Origin of the sequence: Saccharopolyspora sp. NPDC047091 (assembly GCF_040643635.1) — a bacterium.
Taxonomy (GTDB): Bacteria; Actinomycetota; Actinomycetes; order Mycobacteriales; family Pseudonocardiaceae; genus Saccharopolyspora_C.
The window spans coordinates 1-22615 of the sequence record NZ_JBEYUS010000034.1; the positions used below are offsets into that span (position 1 = coordinate 1).

The window sequence follows — 22615 nt, forward strand, 5'->3', positions numbered from 1 at the left end:
GTTCTTGACGGTGCCCAGCGAGGCCGACCCGGTGGGAGCCCCGGCGAAGGCGCGGGTGAGCGCGCGGAACTCGATGGGGTCGCCGAGCTGGGTGCCGGTGCCGTGCGCCTCCACCAGCTGGATGCCGCCGGGTTCGATCCCGGCGTCGGCGTGCACCTCGCGCAGCAGCCGTTCCTGGGAGGCGGCGCTGGGCGCGGTGAGGCCGTTGGTGGTCCCGTCCTGGTTGATCCCGGTGGCGCGGATCAGCCCGTGGACGTGGTCGCCGTCGCGTTCGGCGTCGGCGAGCCGCTTCAGCAGCACCGCGCCGGCGCCTTCGCCGGGCACGAACCCGTCGGCGCGGGCGTCGAAGCCGTGGCAGCGCCCGGTCGGCGAGAGCATCCCGGCTCGGCTCGCCGAGCGGTACAGCCGGGGCGTGGTCTGCACGAACACGCCACCGGAGATCGCCAGGTCCGTCGCCCCGGAGAGCAGGTCGCGGCAGGCCAGGTGCAACGACACCAGCGAACTGGAGCAGGAGGTGTCGGTCGTCAACGCCGGCCCGCGCAGGTCCAGCTGGTAGGCGATGCGGGAGGCGACGACCGAGCCCATGGTGCCCCACAGCGCCTGCGCTGGCGGGGCCTCGTCGAGGTGGTCGTAGTAGTCGCCGGTGTAGCAGCCGACGTACACGCCGCAGTTGCGTTCGCGCAGCCGTTCGCCGGTGTAGCCGCCGTCTTCGAGGGCGTTCCAGCACTGCTCCAGGAAGATCCGCTGCTGCGGGTCGGTGTAGGTGGCTTCGACGCCGGACATCGAGAAGAACACCGGGTCGAAGCGATCGATGCCGCGCAGGAAGCTGCCGGAGCGGCAGGTGATCTCGGGGCCGAGCTGCCAGCGGGTGACGGGTTCGAGCAGGTCCGCGCCGGCGACGAGGTGGTCCCAGAGGGCCTGCGGGTCTTCGGCGTCGGCGTAGCGGGCGGACATGCCGACGACGGCGATCACGTCGTCCTCGACCGGCCGGGTCTTCGCCGCCGCCGCAACGGGTTCCGGCGTCGCGGCGGGTTCCGGCGTCGTGACGGGTGCGTCGGCGGCGGGCGCTGCGGCCGCGGACGCGTCGGCGGCGGGCGCGTCGGCGGCGGGCGCGTCGGCTTCGGCGGCACCGTGGACGCGCAGCGCGGCGCCGTAGGTGTCGAGCAGGAACGCCCGCAACCGTTCGACGCTGCCGTGGTCGAAGAGGTCGGTGGTCTCCAGTTCGGTACCGAGGGCCGCGTTGAGGGTGTGCACCAGGTTGACGCCGAGGATGGAGTCCAGGCCGTAGTCGGCGAACGGCCGGCGCCGCTCGACGTCCGCGACCGGCATGTCCAGGGCGTCGCCGACCGCGTCCAGCAGCACCCGCTCCACATCGGCGGGCGAGGCCGCGGGGGCGGGCGAGCTCTCGGCGGCGATGGCGGGGCGAGGTTCAGCAGCGGTCGCGGCGGTCGCGTTCGACGCAGCTGCGTTCACCGCAGACCCGTTCACCGCAGACACGTTCTCGGCAGACGCGATCTCCCCGGGCTCGAACCAGAACCGGCGCCCGGCGAACGGGTACGCGGGCAGGTGCACCCGGCGCGCGACGGGGCGCAGCGCGGACCAGTCCAGCGGCATCCCCTTCGCCCAGAACGCGGCGAGCTCGCCCAGCTCGTCGCGGGCGGCCCACTGCGCGACGAGCGCGCGGAGCTCGTCCTTGCCCGCCAGGGCGTTCAGCGTTTCGCGGGTGGCGCGGACCCGGCCGCGGTGCCACGGCCCCTCGCCCGAGGGGTCGGCGAGGAAGGCGCGCAGCTGCTCCCGCCATTCGGCTGCGGTGCTCGCGGTGAAGCACGCCCGCTCGTCCATCGGTTCGCGCCCGAGCTGCAAGGTCGCGGCGACGGCGGGCAGGTCCGGTTCGGCGGCGTCCAGCCATCCGGCGAGCTGCGCGGCGCGGGCGAGCAGATCCTCGGGGGTGCGGGCGGACAACGGGAGCAGCACCGCACCCGTCTCGATCGGGACGACGGGCGCGGGCCGGTGCTCGGCGAGCACCAGGTGCGCGTTGGCGCCGCCCGCGCCGAACGAGGACACCCCGGCGATGCGCGGGCGGTCGTCCGCGGCCGGCCAATCGGCGGCGGTGGTCTGCAGGGCGAACGGGGTGGCGGCGAAGTCGATCTCGGGGTTGGGCTGGTCGGCGTGCAGCGTGGGGGCGAACGCGCCGTGCTCCAGCTGGAGCACCGCCTTGGTGAGCCCGGCGATGCCCGCCGCAGCCTCCAAGTGCCCGATGTTGGACTTGGCGGAACCCAGCGCGCACCGGCCGACCTGCCCGGCGACTGCCCCGTCCTGCCCGGCGACTGCCCCGTCCTCCCCGGCGAAGACCTCGGTCAGCCCGTCAACCTCGACCGGGTCGCCGAGCCGGGTCCCGGTGCCGTGCGCCTCCAGGTAGCCCACGTCGCGCGCGGGCACGCCCGCGCGCTCCAGCGCCTCGCGCACCACGGCCGCCTGGGCGCGCGGGTTCGGCACCGTGTAGCCGTTGGAGCGGCCGCCGTGTCCGATGGCGGAGCCGAGCACGACCGCGCGGATCGGGTCCCCGTCGGCTTCGGCCTGCGCCAGCGGTTTGAGCAGCACCGCGCCGACGCCTTCCCCGGGCACGAAGCCGTCACCGCCGTCGCCGAAGCTGCGGCACGCGGGCCCGGAGGCGAGCATCCGGGACCGGCACAGCTCCACGAAGGTCGACGGGTGCAGGTAGAGGTTCACGCCCCCGGCGATGGCGAGTTCGCAGTCGCCGCGGCGCAGGTGCTCGCACGCTTCGTGGATCGCGGTGAGCGAGGACGAGCACATGGTGTCGATCGGCATGCTCGGCCCGCGCAGGTCCAGCAGGTAGGACACCCGGTTGGCCAGCGAGGCGAACGAGGTCCGCGGCGCCGCGTCCGTCCGTTGTGGACTGTTCCGGTCGAAGCCGTTCTTGGTGATCCCGGCGAACACGCCGACGCGGCCGCCGTGCCGGTCGGCGATCCGCTCCCGGGTGTAGCCGGCGTCCTCCAGCACCGACCAGGAGGCTTCCACGAACAGCCGTTCCTGCGGGTCGAGGTCGGCGGCCTCGCGGGGGGCGATGCCGAAGAACGCGGCGTCGAAGCGGTCGAAGTCGTCCAGGAACCCGCCCCACTTGCCGTAGCTGGCGCCCTGCCGCACGGCGCGCTGCGGGTCGGGTTCGTAGAACCCGTCCAGCGACCAGCGCTCGGCGGGGATCTCGCGGACGCTGTCGCGGCCGGTGCGCAGGTTGTGCCAGAACTCGTCGAGGGTGGGGGCGTCCGGGTAGCGGCCGGTGAGGCCGATGATCGCGATGGGCTCGGCGGGGCCGAGCGGGCGGGGCGCGGGCCGCGGTTCGGCGCGAGCCGGGCCGGTGCCTGCCACCGCCTCCTCGGGCGCGCTCTCCGCGAGCCACCGCCTGCACCCCTCCGGGTCGCGCTCGGCGAGGTGCCCGGCGAGGTCGTGCAGCGTCGGGTGCTGGTAGAGCAGCGTCTTCGGCAGCGACCCGAACCAGCGCGCGAAACCGCGGTTCAGCCGGGTCACCGCCAGCGAGTCGATGCCGAAGGAGTCCAGCGGCGCGGCCGCGTCGAGCTTCGCCGGGTCCAGCCGCACGGTCGCGGCGACCAGTTCCTTCAGCGCGGGCAGCACCGCCGCCCGCAGGTCTCCCGGTCGCTCCGGCACGTCGCCCTCCTCGTCGATGACCAGCAGTTGGGGTGCTCCGACCGCCAGCGCCTCGCGCAGGGCGCGCAGCGCGGTGCCGGTCGAGAGCGGGTGCCCGAAGCGGGCGGTGAGCGCCGGGATCTCCTCGGCGGCGACGTGCATGCCGCCGTCCTGCCACAGCGGCCAGCCGATCGACGCGCTGGTCCCGCTGCGGGTCCCGGCGGCGACGAGCTCGGCGCGGTGCGCCAGGTGGGCGTCCAGGAAGCCGTTCGCGGCGGCGTAGTCGCCCTGCCCGGCGTTGCCGAGCGTCCCGGCGCCCGAGGAGAACGCGGCGAAGAAGTCCAGCGGCAGGTCGCGGGTGGCGTGGTCGAGGTGCACGAGCCCGGCGACCTTCGGCGCCAGCACCCGCTGCGCCTGCTGGAAGGACTTGCGGATGAGGTAGTCGTCCTCGACGAGCCCCGCGGCGTGCAGCACGCCGTCCAGCCGGCCGTGCTCGCGCACCACGTCGGCGACGAGCTCGGCGACGGCGGCGCGGTCAGTGACGTCGAGGCGCCGGTACTCGCCGTGCGGCACCTCGCGCGCCTCGGACCGCCCGCACAGCACCGGGTGCGCGTCCGGGGCGTGCCGGGCGATGTCGGCGGCGAGCAGCGCGCCGAGGCCGCCCGCTCCCCCGGTGATCAGGTAGACGCCGCCGGACTTCCACGGCACCGGCGCGTCCGGGCGGGACACCGGTTCCCAGTCGCGGACCCGACGGCGGCCGCCGTCGTAGCGGACGTGCTCGTCGGCGGAACCGAGCTCCGCGGTGAGCACCCGCGCGAGGTCCGGTCCGGCGGGGATCCGGTCGAACTCGACGAGCTGCCCGCGCAGGCCCGGGTCCTCCTGGGACGCGGTGCGCAGCAGGCCGAGCAGTCCGGCGTACCCGGTCGCGGTCCCGGCCGGGCACACCACCTGCACGTGGCAGGGCCCGCCCGCGGCGAGCACGCGCTGGAGCTCGCCGAGCAGCCGGGTGGCGGCGTGCTCGAAGCCCGCGGCGGCACCGTCCGCGCGACCGTCCACCCGCGCCACCGACACCGACCGCAGCGCGGCCGCCTCGGCGTCGGGGACGTCGCAGAGCACGACGAGCCGCCGGTCGGCGACCGCCGCGGCACCGGGCCGCACCGGCTCGTCGCGCCAGACCGGCAGGCGGAGGATCTGTCGACTCACGTGGGGCTCCGTTCGGGGGCGCGGTCGCGCGGGCTCGTGGTCAGGCATCGCTGAGGGCGTCCGGTCCGAGGCGGTCGTCGAGGACCGCGTCCAGCAGCGCCGCGTAGGCACCGGTGTCGAACCCGGGCGCCGGGGATCGCCCTTCCACCACCGGAGTTTCCTCCTCGCGCCCTGCGGTTTTCCGCACAACCGAATCGGTTCCCGGCCGCGCACCGCGGTTTTCCCGGTCGTTCCAGTGGTTTCCGGGTGCGGATTCCGGTACCCAGTAGCGCTCGCGGGCGAACGGGTAGCCCGGCAACCGCACCACGCCGGTGCCCGCCGGATGCAGCACGGACCAGTCCACATCGGACCCGCCGCACCACAGCCGCACGACCTCGTCGAGCCGCCCGTCCCGCAGCGCGCGGGCGACCTCCGGGGAGTGCGCGGTCCCGCGCCGCACGCCGGTGCCGCGGGAGCGCGGGACACCGCCCGCGTGCAGCCCGATGGTGTCCCCGGCCAGGTAGCGGTCCAGGGCTCCGAGCACCTCGTCGACGCTGTCCGCGACCAGGCCGAGCCGCCGTTCCATCGCCTCCCGGCCCACCTGCAGGGTGTGCGCGAGGTCCGGCAGCGGCGTGGCCGGGGCGGCGCGGAGGTGGTCCCGCAGCCGCTGCGCGCTCACCCGCAGCCGCTGGTCGTCGCGGGCGGACAGCAGCACGGCCTGCGGTCCGCCGTCGCCCGGGGCGTGTCGCGGGCGCGGCGGTGCTTCGAGGACGACGTGCGCGTTGGCACCGCCGAACCCGAAGCTGCTCACCCCGGCCCGCAACGGCCACGCGCGCCCGCTCGGGTCGGTGCGCGGTTCCCACACCTGCCCGCGCCGCACCACCTCGAACTCGCCGCCGGACAGCGGCAGGTGCGGGTTGAGCCGGTCGCAGTGCAGCGTCGGCGGGAGTTCCCGGTGCCGCATCGCCAGCAGCACCTTGAGCACCCCGGCCAGGCCCGCCGCCGACTCGGCGTGGCCGATGTTGGTCTTCACCGAGCCCAGCGCCCACGGCCGCCCGTCCGGGCCAGGACCGCCGAGCTCGCGGTAGGCGTTGGCGAGCGCGGTGACCTCCACCGGGTCGCCGAGGGCGGTGCCGGTGCCGTGCGCTTCGACGTAGCCGATGCTGCCGGGCGCCAGCTCGCCCATCGCCTCCCGCACCAGCGCGGCCTGCGCGCCGCCGTTGGGCGCGGTGAGCGATCCGGCGCGGCCGCCGTGGTTCACCGCGCTGCCGCGCACCACGCCCCAGATCGCATCGCCGTCGCGGACGGCCGCGTCCAGCGGTTTGAGCAGCACCACCGCGACGCCTTCCGAGCGCACGTAGCCATCGGCGTCCGCGGCGAACGTCTTGCACCGGCCGTCCGGGCTGAGCATCCCGGTCTGCTGGGTGGCGGCGAAGGTGTCCACGCTGAGCAGCAGGTTCACCCCGCCGGCGAGCGCCATCGCGCAGCGCCCGGACCGGACGTCCTGCACCGCGCGGTGCAGCGCGACCAGCGAGCTGGAGCAGGCGGTGTCCACCGGTTCGCTGGGTCCGTGCACGTCCAGCACGAACGAGATCCGGTTGGCCAGCACGGAATGCGCGTTGCCGGTGGACGTGTAGCCCTCCGGTGCGACGCCGCTGGCGTTGAGCAGCTGGTGGTAGTCGTTGCCGGACACCCCGAAGTAGACGCCGGTGCTCTCCGGCAGCCGTGCCGGGGCGTAGCCGCCGTCCTCCAGCGCCGCCCACACCGCCTCCAGCGCGAGCCGCTGCTGCGGGTCCATCAGCTCGGCTTCGAGGCGGGACAGGTTGAAGAAGTCCGCGTCGAACCGGTCCACGTCGGTGAGCTGCCCGGCGAACTTCGGGAATTCGGTGCGGGCCACGGTGCCCGCGTAGCGCTCGTCGAACCGGTCGCCCGGGTAGGGGGTGATGAGGTCGTCCCCGGCGCGCAGCCGCTGCCAGAACTCGTCGAGGTCGGCGGATCCGGGGAAGCGGCCTGCCGCACCGACGATGGCCACCGCGTCCGATGTGGACTCGGCCGCGGGCCGCGGCGGGGTCTCGACCGCGGGTGCGGAAGGTGCCGAAGGTGTCACGGGTGCCGCGGGTGCGGGGTCCGGCGCGGGCCGCGCTCCCGCCAGGTCCGGCCACCGCTCGCGGAGGTGCTCGGCGAGGCTCCGGATGTTCGGGCATTCGAAGAACACCGCGGGGCTCAGCTCCACGCCCAGCAGGCCGTTGAGCTCGGCGGAGAGCTTGGCGAGGGTGATGGATTCGAAGCCGTAGGCGTGGAAGTGGGTGTCGGCGTCGATCTCGGCGAGGTCGAACTTCAGCTGGTCGGCGACGGTCTCCCGCAGCGCTCGCACCAGCCGGGTCTCGCGGTCCGATGTGGACCCGACCGCATCGGAGAGGTCCGCAGGATCAGGGCCTGCAGGATCGGGAACCCCAGGACCGGAGACCCCAGAGCCGGTGAGCCCAGAACCGGAATCCGCGGTTCCGGAGCCCACCGGGCTCCGGACCGCAGCACCGGCGGCAACGCCGTCCCCGATCGCCGACCGGACTGGATCCGGCACCACCGCGGACGCGGCCGGCTCCGGGGTCACCGCGACCGCGGACCCGCGCAGCGATCCCGGCAGCGCGCCGGTCCCGAACTCGGCCCGCTCGATCCGGCCCAGCACCTGCCCGCGCTCGTCGGCGAGGTCGATCCGGAACTCGGCGTCGGCGAGCCGGTCCAGCAGCACGACCCGCGTGCGGTCCAGGTCGGCGCCGTGCAGCGCCGCGACCCGCAGCACCGCCGCATCAGGCCTGCCGAGCACGTGCTGCACCCCCTGCAGCACCCCGGCCAGCACCCACGCCGGGACGTGCACGTGCCGCTTGTGCGGGTCCTGGCAGGCCGCCGGTTCGCCGACGCGCACCAGCACCCTGCCGTCGTCGAGCCGGGCCAGGCCGTCGACGCTGCGCGAGTACGGCCGCGCGTCGAGGCCCGCTTCGGCGAGCGCCGCGTAGAACCCGTCCTGGTCGACCTCGTCCGGCACCTCCGGAATCCGTTGCGCCGCAACCCGTTCAGCGACGGCGGAGTCGGTTTCGACGGTGGCGGCGAACCGCAGCGTGCCGTCGGCGTGCCACAGCTCCACCCGGTGCGCCCCGGCCGAGCGGCCGAGACGCCATTCCAGGGCCTCGGTCTCGTCGGCGGGCGCGGGCAGCTCCGCCCACTCGGCGTCGCGGACTCGCAGCGGGCCGGTGATCCCGGCGACGACGGCGAAGGCCAGCGCGCCGTCCAGCAGCGCCATAGTGGCGTACCGGCGCTTGCGGCCCGCGGTGTGCACGTAGTCGAGCAGTTCGTCACCGCGCGGTGTGAGCCCGTAGCGGACTCCGCGCAGGTCGGACCGGTTCTCCCCCACCCACGGGTGGGCGCGGCGGGTGAACGCCAGCGGCCGCAGCACGCTCGGCGCGTCGTCGAACTCGGGGTACCAGCAGCTGACCCGCTCGAAGGGGTAGGCGGGCAGCGAGAGCTTCGCGGGCCGGGTGCCCAGCGGCCACAACCGGTCCCAGTCCACGGCGGCGCCCTGCGACCAGTGCCGGGCGAGCCCGGTGAGGTCGCGGTCGGCGACGGCCTGCTCGACGGTGGCGGCGTTCGCCGCGCGCCGCTGCCGCAACGTGCTCACGACGTACTGCACGCCTTCGGGGAGCACCGGAGCGTCGGCGGTGAAGTCCACTTCGGACAGCGCGCTGAGCAGCTCCAGCGCGTGCCGCAGGTCGGTGGCGACGAACGCCACCCGGCAGGGCAGCTCGTTCTTGCCCGTCTGCAACCCGTAGGCCAGCGCGTCGAGCCCGGGCCGCGCCGACTCCAGGTGCGCGCGCAGGTCGCCGAGCACGGTGCGCAGCGCCTGCGGCGTCATCGCGGAGCACACCAGCAGCTGCGGCCGCCCGCTGTCCGGGGCGGCGACCACCCGGCCGTCGTGCTCCTCCACCACCAGGTGGACGTTGATGCCACCGGCGCCGATCGAGGTGACCCCGGCGCGGCGCGGCACCTGCTCACCGCGCACCACCGGCCGCTGCCACTCGGCGCGTTCCCGCTGCACCGCGAACGGCGTCGCGGTGAAGTCGATCGCGGGGCTCAGCGTCTCGGAGTGCAGCGACGGTGCCAGGGTGCGATGCCGCAGCTGCAGCAGCACCTTCGTCAGCCCCACCAGCCCGGAGCCGGACAGCAGGTGCGCCACGTTCGACTTCACCGAGCCCAGCGCGCAGAACCCGGTGTCGTCGGTGTCCCGGCCGTACGCGAGGCTCGCGCCCTTGATCTCGATCGGATCGCCCAGCGAGGTCGCCGAGCCGTGGCCCTCCAGGTAGCTGATGGTGCGGGCGTCCACGTCGGCGTCGTCCAGCGCGCGTTCGATGGCGCGGGCCTGCTGCTGCGGGCTGGGCACGGTGAACCCGTTGCGCACGCCCGCGTTGGTGAGCCCGCTGCCCTTGATCACGCCGTACACGTGGTCGCCGTCGGCGACGGCCTCGCCGAGCGGTTTGAGCACCACCGCGCCGACGCCCTCGCCGAGGATGGTGCCGTCCGCGCCGAGCCCGTAGCTGCGCACCACGTCCGCGGACTTGGTGGTGAAGTGCGCCTGCGAGGTGGAGATCAGGTCGTAGGGGTGCAGCATCAGGTTGATGCCGCCGACCACCACCATCCGGGTCTCGCCGTCGCGCAGCAGCCGCACCGCCTGGTGCACGCACGCCGACGACGAGGCGCACATGGTGTCCACGAACACCGACGGGCCGGTGAACCCGTAGTGGTAGGACAGCATGTTCGCCATCACGCCGACTTCGCTGCCGCTGGTGGTGGTGCCGCGCTGCAGCATGTTCTGGAAGCCGTAGTAGGCGTAGCTGTTGTTCATCGAGCCGACGAGCACGCCCACGTCGCCGTCGTAGCGGCGGCGCAGCGTCTCCCGCGAGTACCCGGCGTCCTCCAGCGCGGTCACCCCGGCCTGCAGGAACAGCCGCACCTCCGGGGACATGATCTCGGCGTTGCGCTGGGAGATGTTGAAGTAGCGCGGGTCGAACGCGTCCACGTCGCGCAGGAAGGTGCCGGTGCGCACGACGGTCTTGCCGAGCACCTCGCGCTCGTCGAAGTGGATGTCGCCGTGCCGCCAGCGGGAGGCGGGCACGGTCTCGAAGCTGTGCCTGCCCTCGCTGAGCAGGTCCCAGAACTCTTCGAGGGTGTCGGCGCCCGGGTAGCGACCGGCCATGCCGACGACGGCGATGTCGTGCCGGTCGGGGTCCTGGCGGGGGTCGGCGGGGCGCGGGGTCGTGGTGGCGGCCGGGGTCCCGGCTACGGCGGAAGTTCCAGCGGCAGGCGAACTCCCGATAGCAGCCGGGATCGCGCCGACCGGGGTCGCGGCAGCCGGGATCGCGCCGGCCGGGATCGCGGCAGCCGAAACCCCGGCAGCGGCCGGTACCGCAGCAGCCGAAGTCGCTGCGGCGGCCGGGGCGCCCGGAATCGTGGTGCCGGTAGCCGCGACCGCCGGCTCCGGACTCCCCTCCGGCCCAGCGCCATTCGTCCGCGCAGCGGCGACCTCGCCCACTGAATCCACAGTGGACTCCATCGGTGCCACGAGTTCCAGCAACCGCTCCCGGTGCTCGGCGACGAAGTACTCCGCCACCCCGCGCAGGTCCACGTGCTCGAAGAACAACGTCTTCGGCAGCGACCCGAACGAGTCCTCCAGAGTGCTGGTGAGGTCGACGATCGCGATGGAGTCGATGCCGTAGTGCTCCAGCTTCTCGTCCGCCAGGATGCCGTCCGGGTCCTGCCGGGTGACCGCCGCGAACACCTCGCGCAGGAAGTCCTGGGCGCGTTCGGCCAGCTCGGCGTCGTCGAGCTCGGCGACCGGCGCCGCCACCGCGTTCGGCACCGGGGTCGCCGGTCTCGGGTCCGCCGCGACCGGCCGGTCCAGCCCCGCGTACACCCGCAGCTTGGCGCGCTCGCCGTGCAGCACGACCCGCCGCACCGGTGCTCCGGTGCGCAGCGCCCGTTCCACCGCGGCCAGCCCGACCGGGGTGGGCAGCGGCACGGTGCCGGTGCGCTTGCGCAGGTAGGCGGCGGTGGCCGCGTCCATCCGCATCCCGCCGTCGGCCCACAGCGGCCAGTCCAGCACCCGCGTCTCGGCGCCCGCGGCCTGCCGTTGCAGGGCGATCGCGTCGAGGTGGGCGTTGGCGGCGGCGTAGTCGGCTTGCGCGGCGCTGCCGAAGGCGCCCGCGACGGAACCGAACAGCAGCAGGAAGTCCAGGTCGAGGTCGCGGGTGGCCGCCGTGAGGTGCGCGGTGCCGTCGACCTTGGGGGCGAGCACGGCGGCGGTGCTCGCGAGGGGTTTGGTGGCGAGGTAGCCGTCGTCGAGCACCCCGGCCGCGTGGAACACGCCGTCGAGGCGCCCGTGCCCCGCGCGGATGGCGTCCACCGCGGCCCGCACGCTCGCCGCGTCGGTGACGTCCGCGCGCACGTGGTGCACCCGCTGGTGCGGCGGGGGCGGCCCCTGCTCGGAGCGGCCGCTGACCACGACGGTCGCCGCGTACCGGGTGCAGAGGTGCTCGGCGAGCAGCCGTCCGATGCCCCCGGTGCCGCCGGTGATCCAGTAGACGCCGCCGGTGCGCAGCAGGCTCTCCCCCGGCTCCCCGGCCGGGATCTCGGTGGTCTCGTGGCGCAGGCGGCGCCCGTCGCGGGTGTGCGCGACCTCGGCGTCCTCGGTGGCGGCTTCGGCGTGCACGGCGCGTTCGAAGCGGGCCGCGTCGCGCGGGTCGAAGCCGTCGAGGAGCACCAGCGTGCCGCGGAAGGCGGGGTTCTCCAGCCGCGCGGTCTTGAGCAGCGCCGCCAGCGGCCCGAACACCGGCGAGTCCGGTTCGCCGGGTGCCACCACCAGGACCCGGCCCTTGCCGAGGCGTTGCAGGTGGGCGTAGCAGCTCTCGAACGCGGCGCGCATCGCGGCGGCGTCGGTGGCCCCGGCGGGCACCGGCAGCGGCAGCACGTCGGCGCCGAGCCGGGCTGCGCTCGCGGGCACCAGGTCGTCGTCCAGGGCGGCGTTGAGCACCACCACCGGACCCGCGGGTCCCTCCGATGTGGACGGTGCTTCGACCCAGTTCCCGGTGACCTCCAGCAGGTCCTGCCCGGGTTCGGCGGCCGGTTCGCCGCCGAGCGAGCGGGCGGTGTAGCCGGTGAACCGGACGCACAGCCTGCCGGCGTCGTCGTACAGGTCCACGTCGACCTTGCCGCGCCCGCGCGCGCCCGCGGCCGGGCGCAGCCACGCGTGCGCGGTGGCGGTGGTCGCGGCGGGTGCCGCCAGCTCGTCCAGCGCGAACGGCACCGCGGGCGCCGACGGTGCCCGCCAGTCGCCGTCGCCGCCGACGGCGAGCACGGCGAGCAGCGCGCTGTCCAGGACCGCGGGTTGCAGCACGGGGCCGGCGGCGGCCGCGGCGGGCAGCCGCAGTTCCGCCAGCACCCCGTCCGGCCCGGTGCGCACCGCCGTCAGCGCCCGCAGCGCGGGCCCGTGCTCGATGCCGCTGGCCCGCAGCGCCGCGTACCCGGCGTCGGCGGCCAGTTCCCGGGGGTGCCGCGCGCGCAGCTCGGCGAGGTCCACCGGTTCCGGCGCCGCGTCACCGGGTTCGACGCGGCCGCTCGCGTACGGCTCGCCCGCCGGGTTGACGAGTTCGTAGTCGTGCCCATCGCCGGCGGCGGTCAGCCGCAGCCGCGCGTCCAGGCCGTCCGGGCCGACGGCCAGCGGGCGGATCCACACCGCGTTGCGCACCCGCGGCGTCCGGTGACCCGCGGCGCGCGCGGCGGCCAGCACCAGGTCCAGCACGGCCACGCCCGGCACGATGCGGGTGCCACCGACGACGTGGTCGCGCACGTAGCCCTGGGTGTCGTCGAAGCGCACCGGGAAGCTCCAGCCGTCGCCGGAGCGCTCCCCGGTACCCAATGCGGTGGTCTCGGGCACCGCCGGGACCGGGGTTTCGGCGGGGCGCGGGCTCAGGTTGGACGGCGCGGTGGGCGTGAACCAGTGCGGGGTGCGGGCGAACGCGTAACCCGGCAGGTGCAGCCGCCGCCCCTGCTCCGGCCACTGCGCCCAGTCCACCGGCAGCCCGGTGGCCCAGGCGGCGGCGAACTTCCGGTACCGGCCCTGCTCCAGCCACCGCGCGCCGAGCTCCCCGAGGTCCTCGGCGTCCAGCCCGGCGGGCACGTCCTCGCCCGCGCGGCCGCGCTCGCACCCGGCGGTCACCTCCCCGGCGGCGACGGATTCCAGCTGGTCCGCCCAGGTCTCCAGGTCGGCGGCGCGGAACGCGGCGCGTTCGGCCATCGGTACCCGGCCGTCGCGCAGGGTGCGGGCGACGTCGGCGAGCGCGGGGCGCTCGCCCCGTTCGATCCGCTGCCGCACCCAGCTCGCGAGGGCAGCGCAGCTCTCCCGCAGCCGCTGCTCGTCGCGCGCGGACACCGGCAGCCACTGCTCGCCGGGCACCTCCTCGCCGGCGGGCACGTCCACGCCGGATTCGAGCAGCACGTGCGCGTTGGTGCCGCCGAAGCCGAACGAGCTCACCCCCGCGCGCAGCGGTCCGGGCCCGTCCCAGCCGGTGAGCTCGTCGACGACGTGCAGCGGGCTGCCCGCGAGCTTGATCAGCGGGTTGAGCTTGCGGAAGTGCACCGTCTCCGGCAGCTGCCGGTGCCGCATCGCGAGGATCACCTTGAGCATCCCGGCGATGCCCGCGGCACCTTCGAGGTGCCCGATGTTGGTCTTCACGGATCCGACGCCGCAGCGGTGCTCGGCGGGCGCCTCGGCACCGTCGCGCAGGTCCGCGAACGCCTTCTTCAGCCCGCGGATCTCGATCGGGTCGCCGACCGGGGTGCCCGGGCCGTGTGTCTCCACGTAGCTGACCGTCTCCGGCGCGATGCCCGCCCGCCGGTAGATGCCGCTGATCAGCTGGGCCTGCGCCTCCGGGTTGGTCACGGTCAGCGAGCTGGTGCGCCCGCCGTGGTTGCTGCCGATGCCCTTGATCACCGCGTGCACCGGGTCGCCGTCGCGGCGCGCGTCCGCGGCCCGCTTGAGCAGCACCACGCCGCCGCCCTCGCCGCGCACGTACCCGTTGGCGCCCGCGTCGAACGCGCGGCACTTCCCGTCCGGGGAGAGCATCCCGGCCTTGGCGAACGCGATGAAGTGCCGCGCCGACCAGGTCAGGTTCACCCCGCCCGCCAGCGCGTACTCGCAGTCCCCGGCCAGCAGCGCCTGCACGCCCTGCTGCACCGCGACCAGCGAGCTGGCGCAGGCGGTGTCGTTGACGACGCTGGGTCCGCGGAAGTCGAAGTGGTGCGAGACGCGGTTCGCGATGATCGCGTAGGCCGCGCCCGTCGGGTAGTAGGCGTCGACCTCGGCGACCTCCTGCTCGACGAGCTCCGCGTAGTCCCAGTGGCACACGCCCATGAACACGCCGGTCGCCGAGCCCGCGAGCCGGTCCGCGCGGTACCCGGCGTCCTCCACGGCGTGCCAGCTGAGTTCGAGGGCCATCCGCTGCTGCGGGTCCATGGATTGCGCTTCGCGCGGGGAGATCTGGAAGAACTCGGCGTCGAAGCAGTCCACGTCGTCGACGAACCCGCCCCAGGCGCTGCTGGTCTTGTTGAACTCGCGGCGCGGGTCGCCGAGGTGGTCCTCCTTGCGCCAGCGCCGCTCCGGCACCTCGCTGATCAGCGAGCGGCCCGCCGCCAGGTGCCCCCAGAACTCGTCCATCGTCCGCGAGCCGGGCAGGCGCAGCGAGGTGCCGATGATGGCGATGTCGTGGTCATCGGTTCCGTGGTCCATCGAAGTCTTCTCCGTCTCAGCACCGGTGCCGCTGCGGCCCGCGTCGGCTCGTCCGGCCGTGGTCGTGGTCGTCCCGCGCGCCCGGCCGGGGGCGCGCGGGATTCGGAGGTCAGGCGGCCGCGCAGCTGCGTTCGTCGACGACCCGCAGCGGCACCCGCAGCGGGTTCCGGTTCAGGCCGTGCCCGCGCACGAACCAGTGGTGCAGCCACACCGTGGACGCCAGGAACACGAACGCCTGGTTCTCCTTGGTGCCGATGCGCTCCGGCGGCGCGTCGTAGACGCGGTTGACGAACTTGCGCACGAACCGCGCGTCCAGGGCGGGGATCTCGCCGAGCACGTCCGGGTCCAGCAGCAGGTCCCGGTAGTCGGGGCGGGAACGGACGAACACCGCGGAATCCGGTGCGCGGTAGGGGAACTTGCCCTTCTTCACGATGCGTTCCGGCAGCACGTCCGCATACGCCTGCTTCAGCAGGTACTTCTCGTCGTAGGGGTCGCCGAAGCGCCCGTTGACCGAGGCCGCGCGGGCCACCACCGCCGGGTCGAGGAACGGGCAGCGGTTCTCCACTCCGTGCGCCAGCGCCATCCGCTCGCCCTGGGTGGACAGCAGGTAGCCGGCCAGCAGGGTGCGGAACTCCAGCCACTGCGCCTTCTGCACCGGTGCCAGCTCCGCGTACCCGGGTTCCTCGGCGACGAGCCGCTCCACCGCGGCCAGCGGGTCGCCGGGCGCGGCGAGCAGCCGGGATGCGAAGCGCCCGTTCTGGAACCGCATCTGGTGCGAGAACAGGCCGGGCCGCTGCTCGGTGGAGAACTGCTGGTAGAGCCCCAGCATCCGGCGCTGCTCGTCGGCGCCGTTGAAGTGCGCCAGGTACGGGTAGAGCCGCCCCATCCGCTCCCGGCGGGTCTCGTCGTCGAGCGCGTCCCACTCGGACAGCAGCCGGGTGTCCTTGAAGATGCCGTAGCCGAGGAACGCCTCGTCGGCGCCTTCGCCGCTGAGCACCACCTTGATGCCGTCGCGCCGGACCTGCCGGGACAGCAGGTGCATCGGCACGAACGCGGTGCGGAACGCGGGGACTTCGGCGTGCCGGACGGCGTCGGGGAACGCCTCGGCGACGTCGTCGTCGGTGACGCGCAGCTTCGAGTGCCGGGTGCCGAGGTGCGCGGTGAGCTCGTCCTGCTCGGCGGACTCGTCGAACTCGGCGTCCTCGAACTCGATCGAGAACGTCCGAAGTGGACGGTCGGTGCGGCGGGCGGCGAGGTGCGCGATGATCGAGGAGTCGAGGCCGCCGGAGGCGTACACCCCGACCTCCACGTCGCTGCGCAGCCGCACGTCCACGGCGCGCTCCAGGTCGCCGCGCACCAGTTCCACGGCCTCCTGCTCCGATTCCGGCGCCGGACCGGGCGTCAGGTCCAGCGGCGCCCACCGGCCGCGCCGCTCCTCGTCGCCGCGCACCGACAGGTACTCGCCCATCGGGATCTGCTCGATCCCGCGGTAGGCGCTCTGCGCGGGCAGCGGCGTCCAGGTCGCGTAGATGGAGGTCAGCTGGTCCGGGTCGAACTCGAAGCGGAACCCCGGGTACGCCAGGAACGCCTTCATCTCGGAGGCGAACAGCAGCGCGCCGTCGTGCCGGGCCACGAACAGCGGCCGCTTGCCGTACCGGTCGCGGGCCAGGTGCAGCTCATCGGTGACCGCGTCGTGGACGGCGAACGCGAACGCCCCGTTGAACTTCGGCAGGCAGTCCGGACCCCACTCCGCCCAGGCGTTCAGCACCACCTCGGTGTCGGATTCGGTGCGGAACGCGACGCCGCGGGCGAGCAGTTCGGCGCGCAGCTCCCGGTAGTTGTAGAGCTCGCCGTTGTAGCACAACCGGAAGCGCCGGTCCGCGCTGAGCACGGGCTGCTGGCCGCTGGCGAGGTCGATGATGCTCAGCCGCACCGTGCCCATCGCGAGCCGGTCGTCGAGCAGGCAGCCCGCCTCGTCCGGGCCGCGGTGCTCGATCTGGGCGAGCATGTCGTGCATCAGGTCCGCGTACTCCTGCGGAGGGCGCGGGCTGCCGTAGAACCCGGCGATGCCGCACATGCCGTCACCGGCTCTCGAGCGCCCGCTCGCGGGCACCCTCGACGAAGGCCGCGATGCCGTTGAGCGACACCATGACGTTGCCGAGCAGCTCGTCCTCCTCGAACTGCACCCCGTAGCGCTCCTCGATGTGCGCCATCAGCGAGATGTAGCCGAAGGAGTCGAGGATGCCCGCCTTGAACAGGTCGGTGTCCTCGGTGATCTCGGCGTCGAACTCGAACAGGAACTGCTCTTCGAGGTGGTCCTTCAACTCGTCCTTCATCGCGGTCCTCCGCATCGTCGTCGTGGTCTTCCCGGCACCGGCCCGCTAGGCGGCGAACGCGGAACCGGCGATCCGGGCCAGTGCGGGCCACTGGTCCCGGATGAAGAAGTGGTCGCCGGGGAACCGGTGGGTGCGCAGCGGCCGGGTGCTCTCCCGCTGCCAGGCGCCGATGTCGTCCCCGGTGAACCACTCGTCCTCGCCGCTGAGCGCGGTGATGGGCACGTCCAGCGGTGGCACCCGCGGGTGCCGGTAGGCGCCGAGCGCGGTGAAGTCGGCGCGCAGGATTCGCTCGTAGAACGCCAGCAGGTCCTCGTGCTCGCGCAGTTCGGCGGGCAGCCCGCCCAGCCGGTCCAGGTGCGCCCAGAACTCGGCGGTGGGCAGCCGCCAGGTGTCGCGCTCCCGGCTGGGGATCGACGGGCCGCTCTCGCCGGAGACGATCAGGTGCGCGGGCGCGGGCAGCCCTTCCTCCCGGATCCGGTGGCACAGCAGGAAGGCGAGCCGCGCGCCGAGGCTGTGCCCGTACAGCGCGTACGGTTCGCCGAGCCGGTTCCGCAGCTGCGCCAGCAGGTCTTCGACGATCTCGCCGGGGTCGGTGCGCAGCGGTTCGGAGATCCGCGCGCCGTGCCCGGGCCGTTCCAGCACGGCCACGTCCAGGTCGGTGTGCTCGGCCAGCCCGGCGTAGGCGCGCTCGTCACCGCCCGCGTAGGCGACGCAGAACAACCGGGGCCGCGGCTCGGCGGCCTCGGGGGTGGCATCGATCTGGCGGACCATGCGGGTCAGCACCTGCGAGTCGCCGACCTCGCGGCACCCGTCCAGCGTCGTGCGCCGCAGCAGGTAGCGGACGCTGTCGAGCCAGCGCACCGAACCGGCGATCTGCTCGCTGAGGGTGGCGGCCACGTCCTGGTCGGCGTAGGGGCGGGCGGTGAGGTTGGCGATGACGGTGGCGCGCAGCGGCGCGAACCGGAATCCCTTGAGGAACGCGGCGAATTCGTCGCGGGCCGGCGCCATGTGCCGGGAGTGGAAGGCGGCGGAGACCTTCAACCGGGCGACCCGCACGTCCCGTTCGCCGAGGGCCTGCTGCGCGCGGTCGATCCGCTCCCGGTCGCCGGAGAGCACCAGCTGCGCGGCGGTGTTGATGTTCGCCAGGTCCAGGTCGGCGAGGTCGTGCTCGGCGAGCAGCGCGCGCAGCTCGGCGCGCGGGACGCCCAGCACGGCGAGCATCGCGCCGCCGTCGGCGCGGGACATCAGCTCGCCGCGCTTGCGCACCAGCTTCAGGCCGGTCTCGAAGTCGAAGGCGCCGGCCGCGTGCAGCGCGTTGTACTCGCCGAGGCTGTGCCCGAGCAGGAAGTCCGCCGCCGGCTCCCCGCGTTCCAGCGAGTCCAGGTAGGACACCGCGTTCACCGCGTACAGCGCGGGCTGGGTGTAGCGGGTGTCGTCGAGGCGCCCGTCCGGGTTCTGCGCGCACAGCGCGGGCAGGTCGTAGCCGAGGACGTCGCAGGCGCGGGCGGTGAGCTCGGGGTGGCGTTCGAAGAGCTCGGCGCCCATCCCGGTGCGCTGCGATCCCTGGCCGGGGAACAGCACCGTGCGCGCGGCCGTGCTCACGCCGCCCCCGCCGCGTGGTCCCGGTGCACCGGCTCGGCTGTTCGCATCACGCGCCTCCTGAATGAGCGATAACCCCGCTCGGGATCAATCTGGAGACCACGCTAGAGACGCCGCGGAACCGCTCGCAATCTTCAGAACCACCATTCCGGCACGTCTAAGGAAATCACCAGGCGCGCGATCTAGGGAAATCACCAGTAACCTCGCCGAATCGCCCGGTATTCCCTGGTTCGCCGGGGGCGCCGGCGTTCCGGACCGCCACCACCAGCGGGAACCGGTTCGCGGGTGCTTTCCCCGCCGAACGGGATCCGGCTCGACGGGCGGCCGCCGCCGCGGTATCGCGACGCGGCGCAGCGCACGCCGAACGACCGAACCGGAAGGAGATCCACGTGCGACAACACGGCTTTCCGACGCCGTTTCCCGGATGCTGCCGCCCGCACCCGCACGAACGCGCGGACCGGCTCGCGGCACATTCCGCACGACACCATTCACCGCGGCGGATCGATGCGAGAATCGCACCGGCCCGCTGGACCGATCCCAGGACCACGACAACCCGACGGGCGGTCGGCGCAATTGCCGATGAATCGCCGTTCCGAACCCGCATCAGTGCTGACATCGCACATTTATCGGCCGCAATTACTTTCGATCCCGGGATCAGAAGAACGTGCGGACGAGACCAGCGGGCCGAATGGAGTCGTCCCGGGCTCGGCCGAACGGACCTGGCGAACGGGAAATGAAGATCACAAGGAGTTCCGGCAGCGAGACCATTCCGTTCCGGTAATTGCCGCCACCGGCCATCGTCGCAGGACGCGCTCCCCGCGACGCTCGGTCATCCGACGTTCCCGGCACCAGGCAGCCATGATTCCCGCAGGTCACGGCACTGCGAGGGGCGCGTTGGCAGCGCGAGCCGGGCTTGCTACCGTCGATCGAGGTCGCATTCCGGAACGCACTCAGCGAGGAGTGCACCAGGTTCGCCGCTTCGCCGAGCGGAAGAACCGATGACCCCACCGGCCGCAGGAGCGACGCGACCCGCAGCACTCCGCCAGCCGATGGTCCCCGACTCCCCGTCGCACCCCTTCCTGCCCGGAGGAAAGCCTGTGAGTTCCGGCCTGCTGGACGAGCCGCCGCACGGCCCGCCCGCAACGCTCCCCGGCACCACCGCGGCACGGGTCCGGACCCACGACCTGCCCGTCCCCGCGCACGATCGGTGCGCCCGTCCGACCCGCGCCGTGGTTCGCGACGCCTGCCGCGCTCCCGCGAGCCCACTCCCGGAGGAACGTCCCATGATCGTGGAATTGCACCTGCTCCACTCCGTCCCGGCCACCGAGCTCGGCGGGGACGAGGCGGACCGCCCCCGGCACGCCACCTTCGGCAACGTCACCCGGGAGCAGCTCCCCGCCCGTTACCTGCGCCGGTCGGTCCGCGACCTGCTGGCCGAGCAGGACCTGCCCCTCGCCGACGCCGGGATCTCCACCCGGGAGCTGATCGCCGAGGCGGGCCGCTGGATCGACGCAGCGAGCTGCGCCGACGAACCCGGCGCGGACACCGAGGAGCTGGTGCGGGAGGCGTTCTACGAGCTCGGCCTCGGCCTCGACGGCGGCGACCTGACCCGCTCGGTGGTGTTCACCGCCGAACGCGCCGGCGAGCGCCTCGCCCGGTTCTGCCTGGAGAACCGGGAGGAGTACGCCGACCGCGCGACCCGCCGCAAGAAGATCATCGCCAACGCGGAGAGCCCCGAGCAGGCGCGGCAGGACGAACTGCTGCTGGCCAACGTGAAGACCGCCGCCCAGCAGCGGGAGGCCGCAGCGCGGGTGCTCGCGCCCCGGCAGGCGATCGACGTCGCGCTGTTCGGCGGCGATCCGTCCACCGCGGAGGACTTCACCGCCGAACCGGCCTGCGAGATCGCGGACGCGCTGTCCACGCACCCCGCCGGCACCGCCGCCGAACCCGGCCGGGCCACCGAACTCGCCGCGGCCTGCTACTACCGCTACGCGCGCCTGGACCTGGCGAAGCTCACCGCCAACCTCGGCGGGGACCGCGAGCAGGCAGACCGCGCCGCGAACGCCTGGCTGCGGGCGCTGGTGCACGCCGTCCCCGACGCGCGGCCGAATCCGACCGCGGCTCGCACCCTGCCGGAAGTGGTGCTGGCCGTGGTGCGCGAGCACGGCTCGTGGAACCTGATCAACGCGTTCCTGGACCCGATCACCGGCGCCGACCCGGTGACCGGCTCGGCCCGGCGGCTGGTGGAGTACTTCGGCCAGGTCCGCGCCTTCTACGGCACCGGCGAGATCCGCGAGGTGCTCGGCGCCTCGGTCACCGGCGAACTCCCCCTGGAGCGCGGCCAGCAGCCCACCACCCTCGACGAGCTCACCACCCGAGCGGTCACCGCGGCGCTGGGCTGATTCCGGGGGCCTCACCGCGGCACGGGGCTGATCCGTGGACTCGGGATGACCCCGACGGCGCCGCACCGCAGCGCGGGGCTGATCCGCGGGAGCGGGCTGACCCCGTCGGCGCCTCAACGCGGCACCAGGTCCCTCCACCGCGCCGGGCTACCCCGGCGACCCCTCACCACAGCGCCGAACCGACCCCGGCGACCCTCACCGCAGCGGTCCGCCGGTGAGGTAGCGGGTCAGCATCGTGGTCAGCTCGTCCTCGAAGCGGGGGACGTCGATCGGGTCGGCCGACGAGATCAGCTGGTGCACCACGAGTTCCACTGTGGACACGACGAGTCGGGCCGCGGTCCGCGGATCGCCGACCCGCACCTCCGGGTGCCGTTCGATCAGCTCGCGAGCGCGAGCGACGTGTTCCCGCTCCAGCCGCTCGATCTTCTCCAGCAGGGCCTGCGAACGCGGCGCCTGCTCGAACATGACGCGCAGCAGCTTCGGATCGTCCAGGTGGTTCTCGATGGCGGCCCGCACGAACCCGCGCACCGCCTCTTCCACCGTGGCGGGCTGCTGCGCGGCCAGGTGGGCGCGGGTCGCCGCGATGCCGTCGTCGAGGTGCTTGGTCAGCAGTTCCACCAGGATCGCGTCCTTGTTCGGGAAGTACTGGTACAGCGAGCCGATCGAGATCCGCGCCCGCTCCGCGATCCGGTTCGTGGTGCCCGCCGCGTAGCCGTGCTCGGTGAAAACGTGAGCAGCCGCGGTGAGGATGCGTTCCCTGGTGAGCTCCGCGCGCACCTGGCGCGGCGTCTTCCGAGGTCGCAGACGTCGTTCTCCGGAGCTCACGGAACCTCCCTGGGCCGGCGCGAAAGCGAGTGGCGCGCGAACCGAACAATTGCTCATAATCATGGCACGACCTGCGGAGACACCGTCACCAGCGCTGCGGAAGGAGCCCCGGATGACGCTCGCCGGCACCCGGCCACGACGAGTACCGATGGCGGAGCTGCGCGCTCGGCTCGGCGAACCCGACGACGTGGTGAAGGCCCTCAAGGGCGGCGACCGGGTCGACGCGCACGCGCACCGGTTCATCGCGCACTCCCCGTACCTGTCGATGTCCACTTCGGACGCGCAGGGGCGCGCCGACTGCTCCCCGCGCGGCGACTACCCCGGTTTCGTGAAGGTCCTCGACGACCGCACGCTCGCCATCCCGGACCGGCCCGGCAACAAGATCGCGGACTCGTTCCGGAACCTCGCCGAGAACGACGGGATCGGCTTGCTGTTCCTGGTGCCCGGCGTGGTGGAGGTGCTGCGCATCAACGGGAGCGGCTACCCCACCGATGATCCGGACGTGCTCGCCCGGATGCGCGTGGAGGGCAAGGAGGCGATGTTCGCGATCATCGTCGAGGTGGAGCAGGTGTTCTTCCACTGCGGCCGCGCCATGCTGCGCTCCCGGCTCTGGAACCCGGAAACCCAATCCCTCGCCGCCGAAATCCCCTCCCCCGGCGAGATCGCCGCCGCCCAATCCGGCCTCGACATCGACCCCGCCCACCTGGAGCACGAACTCCAGGAGGGCTACCGGAAGCTCTACTGATGCGAGGAGCGGCCCACCCGGGGCGGGTGGG

At 73.8% G+C, this 22615-nt stretch carries 8 protein-coding genes; 2 read left to right on the forward strand and 6 right to left on the reverse strand.

The features are described from left to right. The 5 genes from ABZ805_RS16475 to fabD form a co-directional block, all read right to left on the reverse strand. Positions 1-4866 (reverse strand): SDR family NAD(P)-dependent oxidoreductase (locus ABZ805_RS16475; RefSeq protein WP_358440471.1); only part of this gene is annotated, 4866 nt, incomplete at its 3' end. Positions 4867-4906: 40 nt separating this feature from the next. Continuing rightward, positions 4907-14677, reverse strand: coding sequence for an SDR family NAD(P)-dependent oxidoreductase (locus ABZ805_RS16480; protein ID WP_358440474.1), 9771 nt, complete (start codon positions 14675-14677; stop codon positions 4907-4909). A 109-nt stretch (positions 14678-14786) separates the two neighbouring features. After that, a complete protein-coding gene (gene asnB, locus ABZ805_RS16485) occupies positions 14787-16754 on the reverse strand; it encodes an asparagine synthase (glutamine-hydrolyzing) (RefSeq protein ID WP_358440476.1) in 1968 nt (655 codons plus the stop codon). 4 nt (positions 16755-16758) lie between these two features. Beyond that, the gene (locus ABZ805_RS16490; protein WP_358440479.1) at positions 16759-17013 is read right to left on the reverse strand and encodes an acyl carrier protein; all 255 of its coding nucleotides are present in this window, start codon (positions 17011-17013) and stop codon (positions 16759-16761) included. Between the two features lie 45 nt (positions 17014-17058). Beyond that, complete coding sequence (fabD, locus tag ABZ805_RS16495; protein ID WP_358440482.1) at positions 17059-18615, reverse strand: ACP S-malonyltransferase; 1557 nt, start codon at positions 18613-18615, stop codon at positions 17059-17061. Between the two features lie 1280 nt (positions 18616-19895). Between fabD and ABZ805_RS16500 the strand changes: the two genes are divergently transcribed. After that, positions 19896-21014 carry a type I-E CRISPR-associated protein Cas7/Cse4/CasC gene (locus tag ABZ805_RS16500; protein ID WP_358440484.1) on the forward strand — a complete coding sequence of 373 codons (1119 nt, stop codon included), beginning with the start codon at positions 19896-19898 and terminating at the stop codon, positions 21012-21014. A 195-nt stretch (positions 21015-21209) separates the two neighbouring features. On the opposite strand, the gene ABZ805_RS16505 is transcribed toward ABZ805_RS16500, so the two are convergent. Beyond that, positions 21210-21839 (reverse strand): TetR/AcrR family transcriptional regulator, encoded by a 630-nt coding sequence (locus tag ABZ805_RS16505; RefSeq protein WP_358440487.1) that lies wholly within the window; start codon positions 21837-21839, stop codon positions 21210-21212. 112 nt (positions 21840-21951) lie between these two features. On the opposite strand from ABZ805_RS16505, the gene ABZ805_RS16510 reads away from it, so the two are divergent. Further along, entirely contained in the window at positions 21952-22584 is a 633-nt protein-coding gene (locus ABZ805_RS16510; RefSeq protein WP_358440490.1) for an MSMEG_1061 family FMN-dependent PPOX-type flavoprotein, read from the forward strand. The last annotated feature ends 31 nt before the right edge of the window (positions 22585-22615 follow it).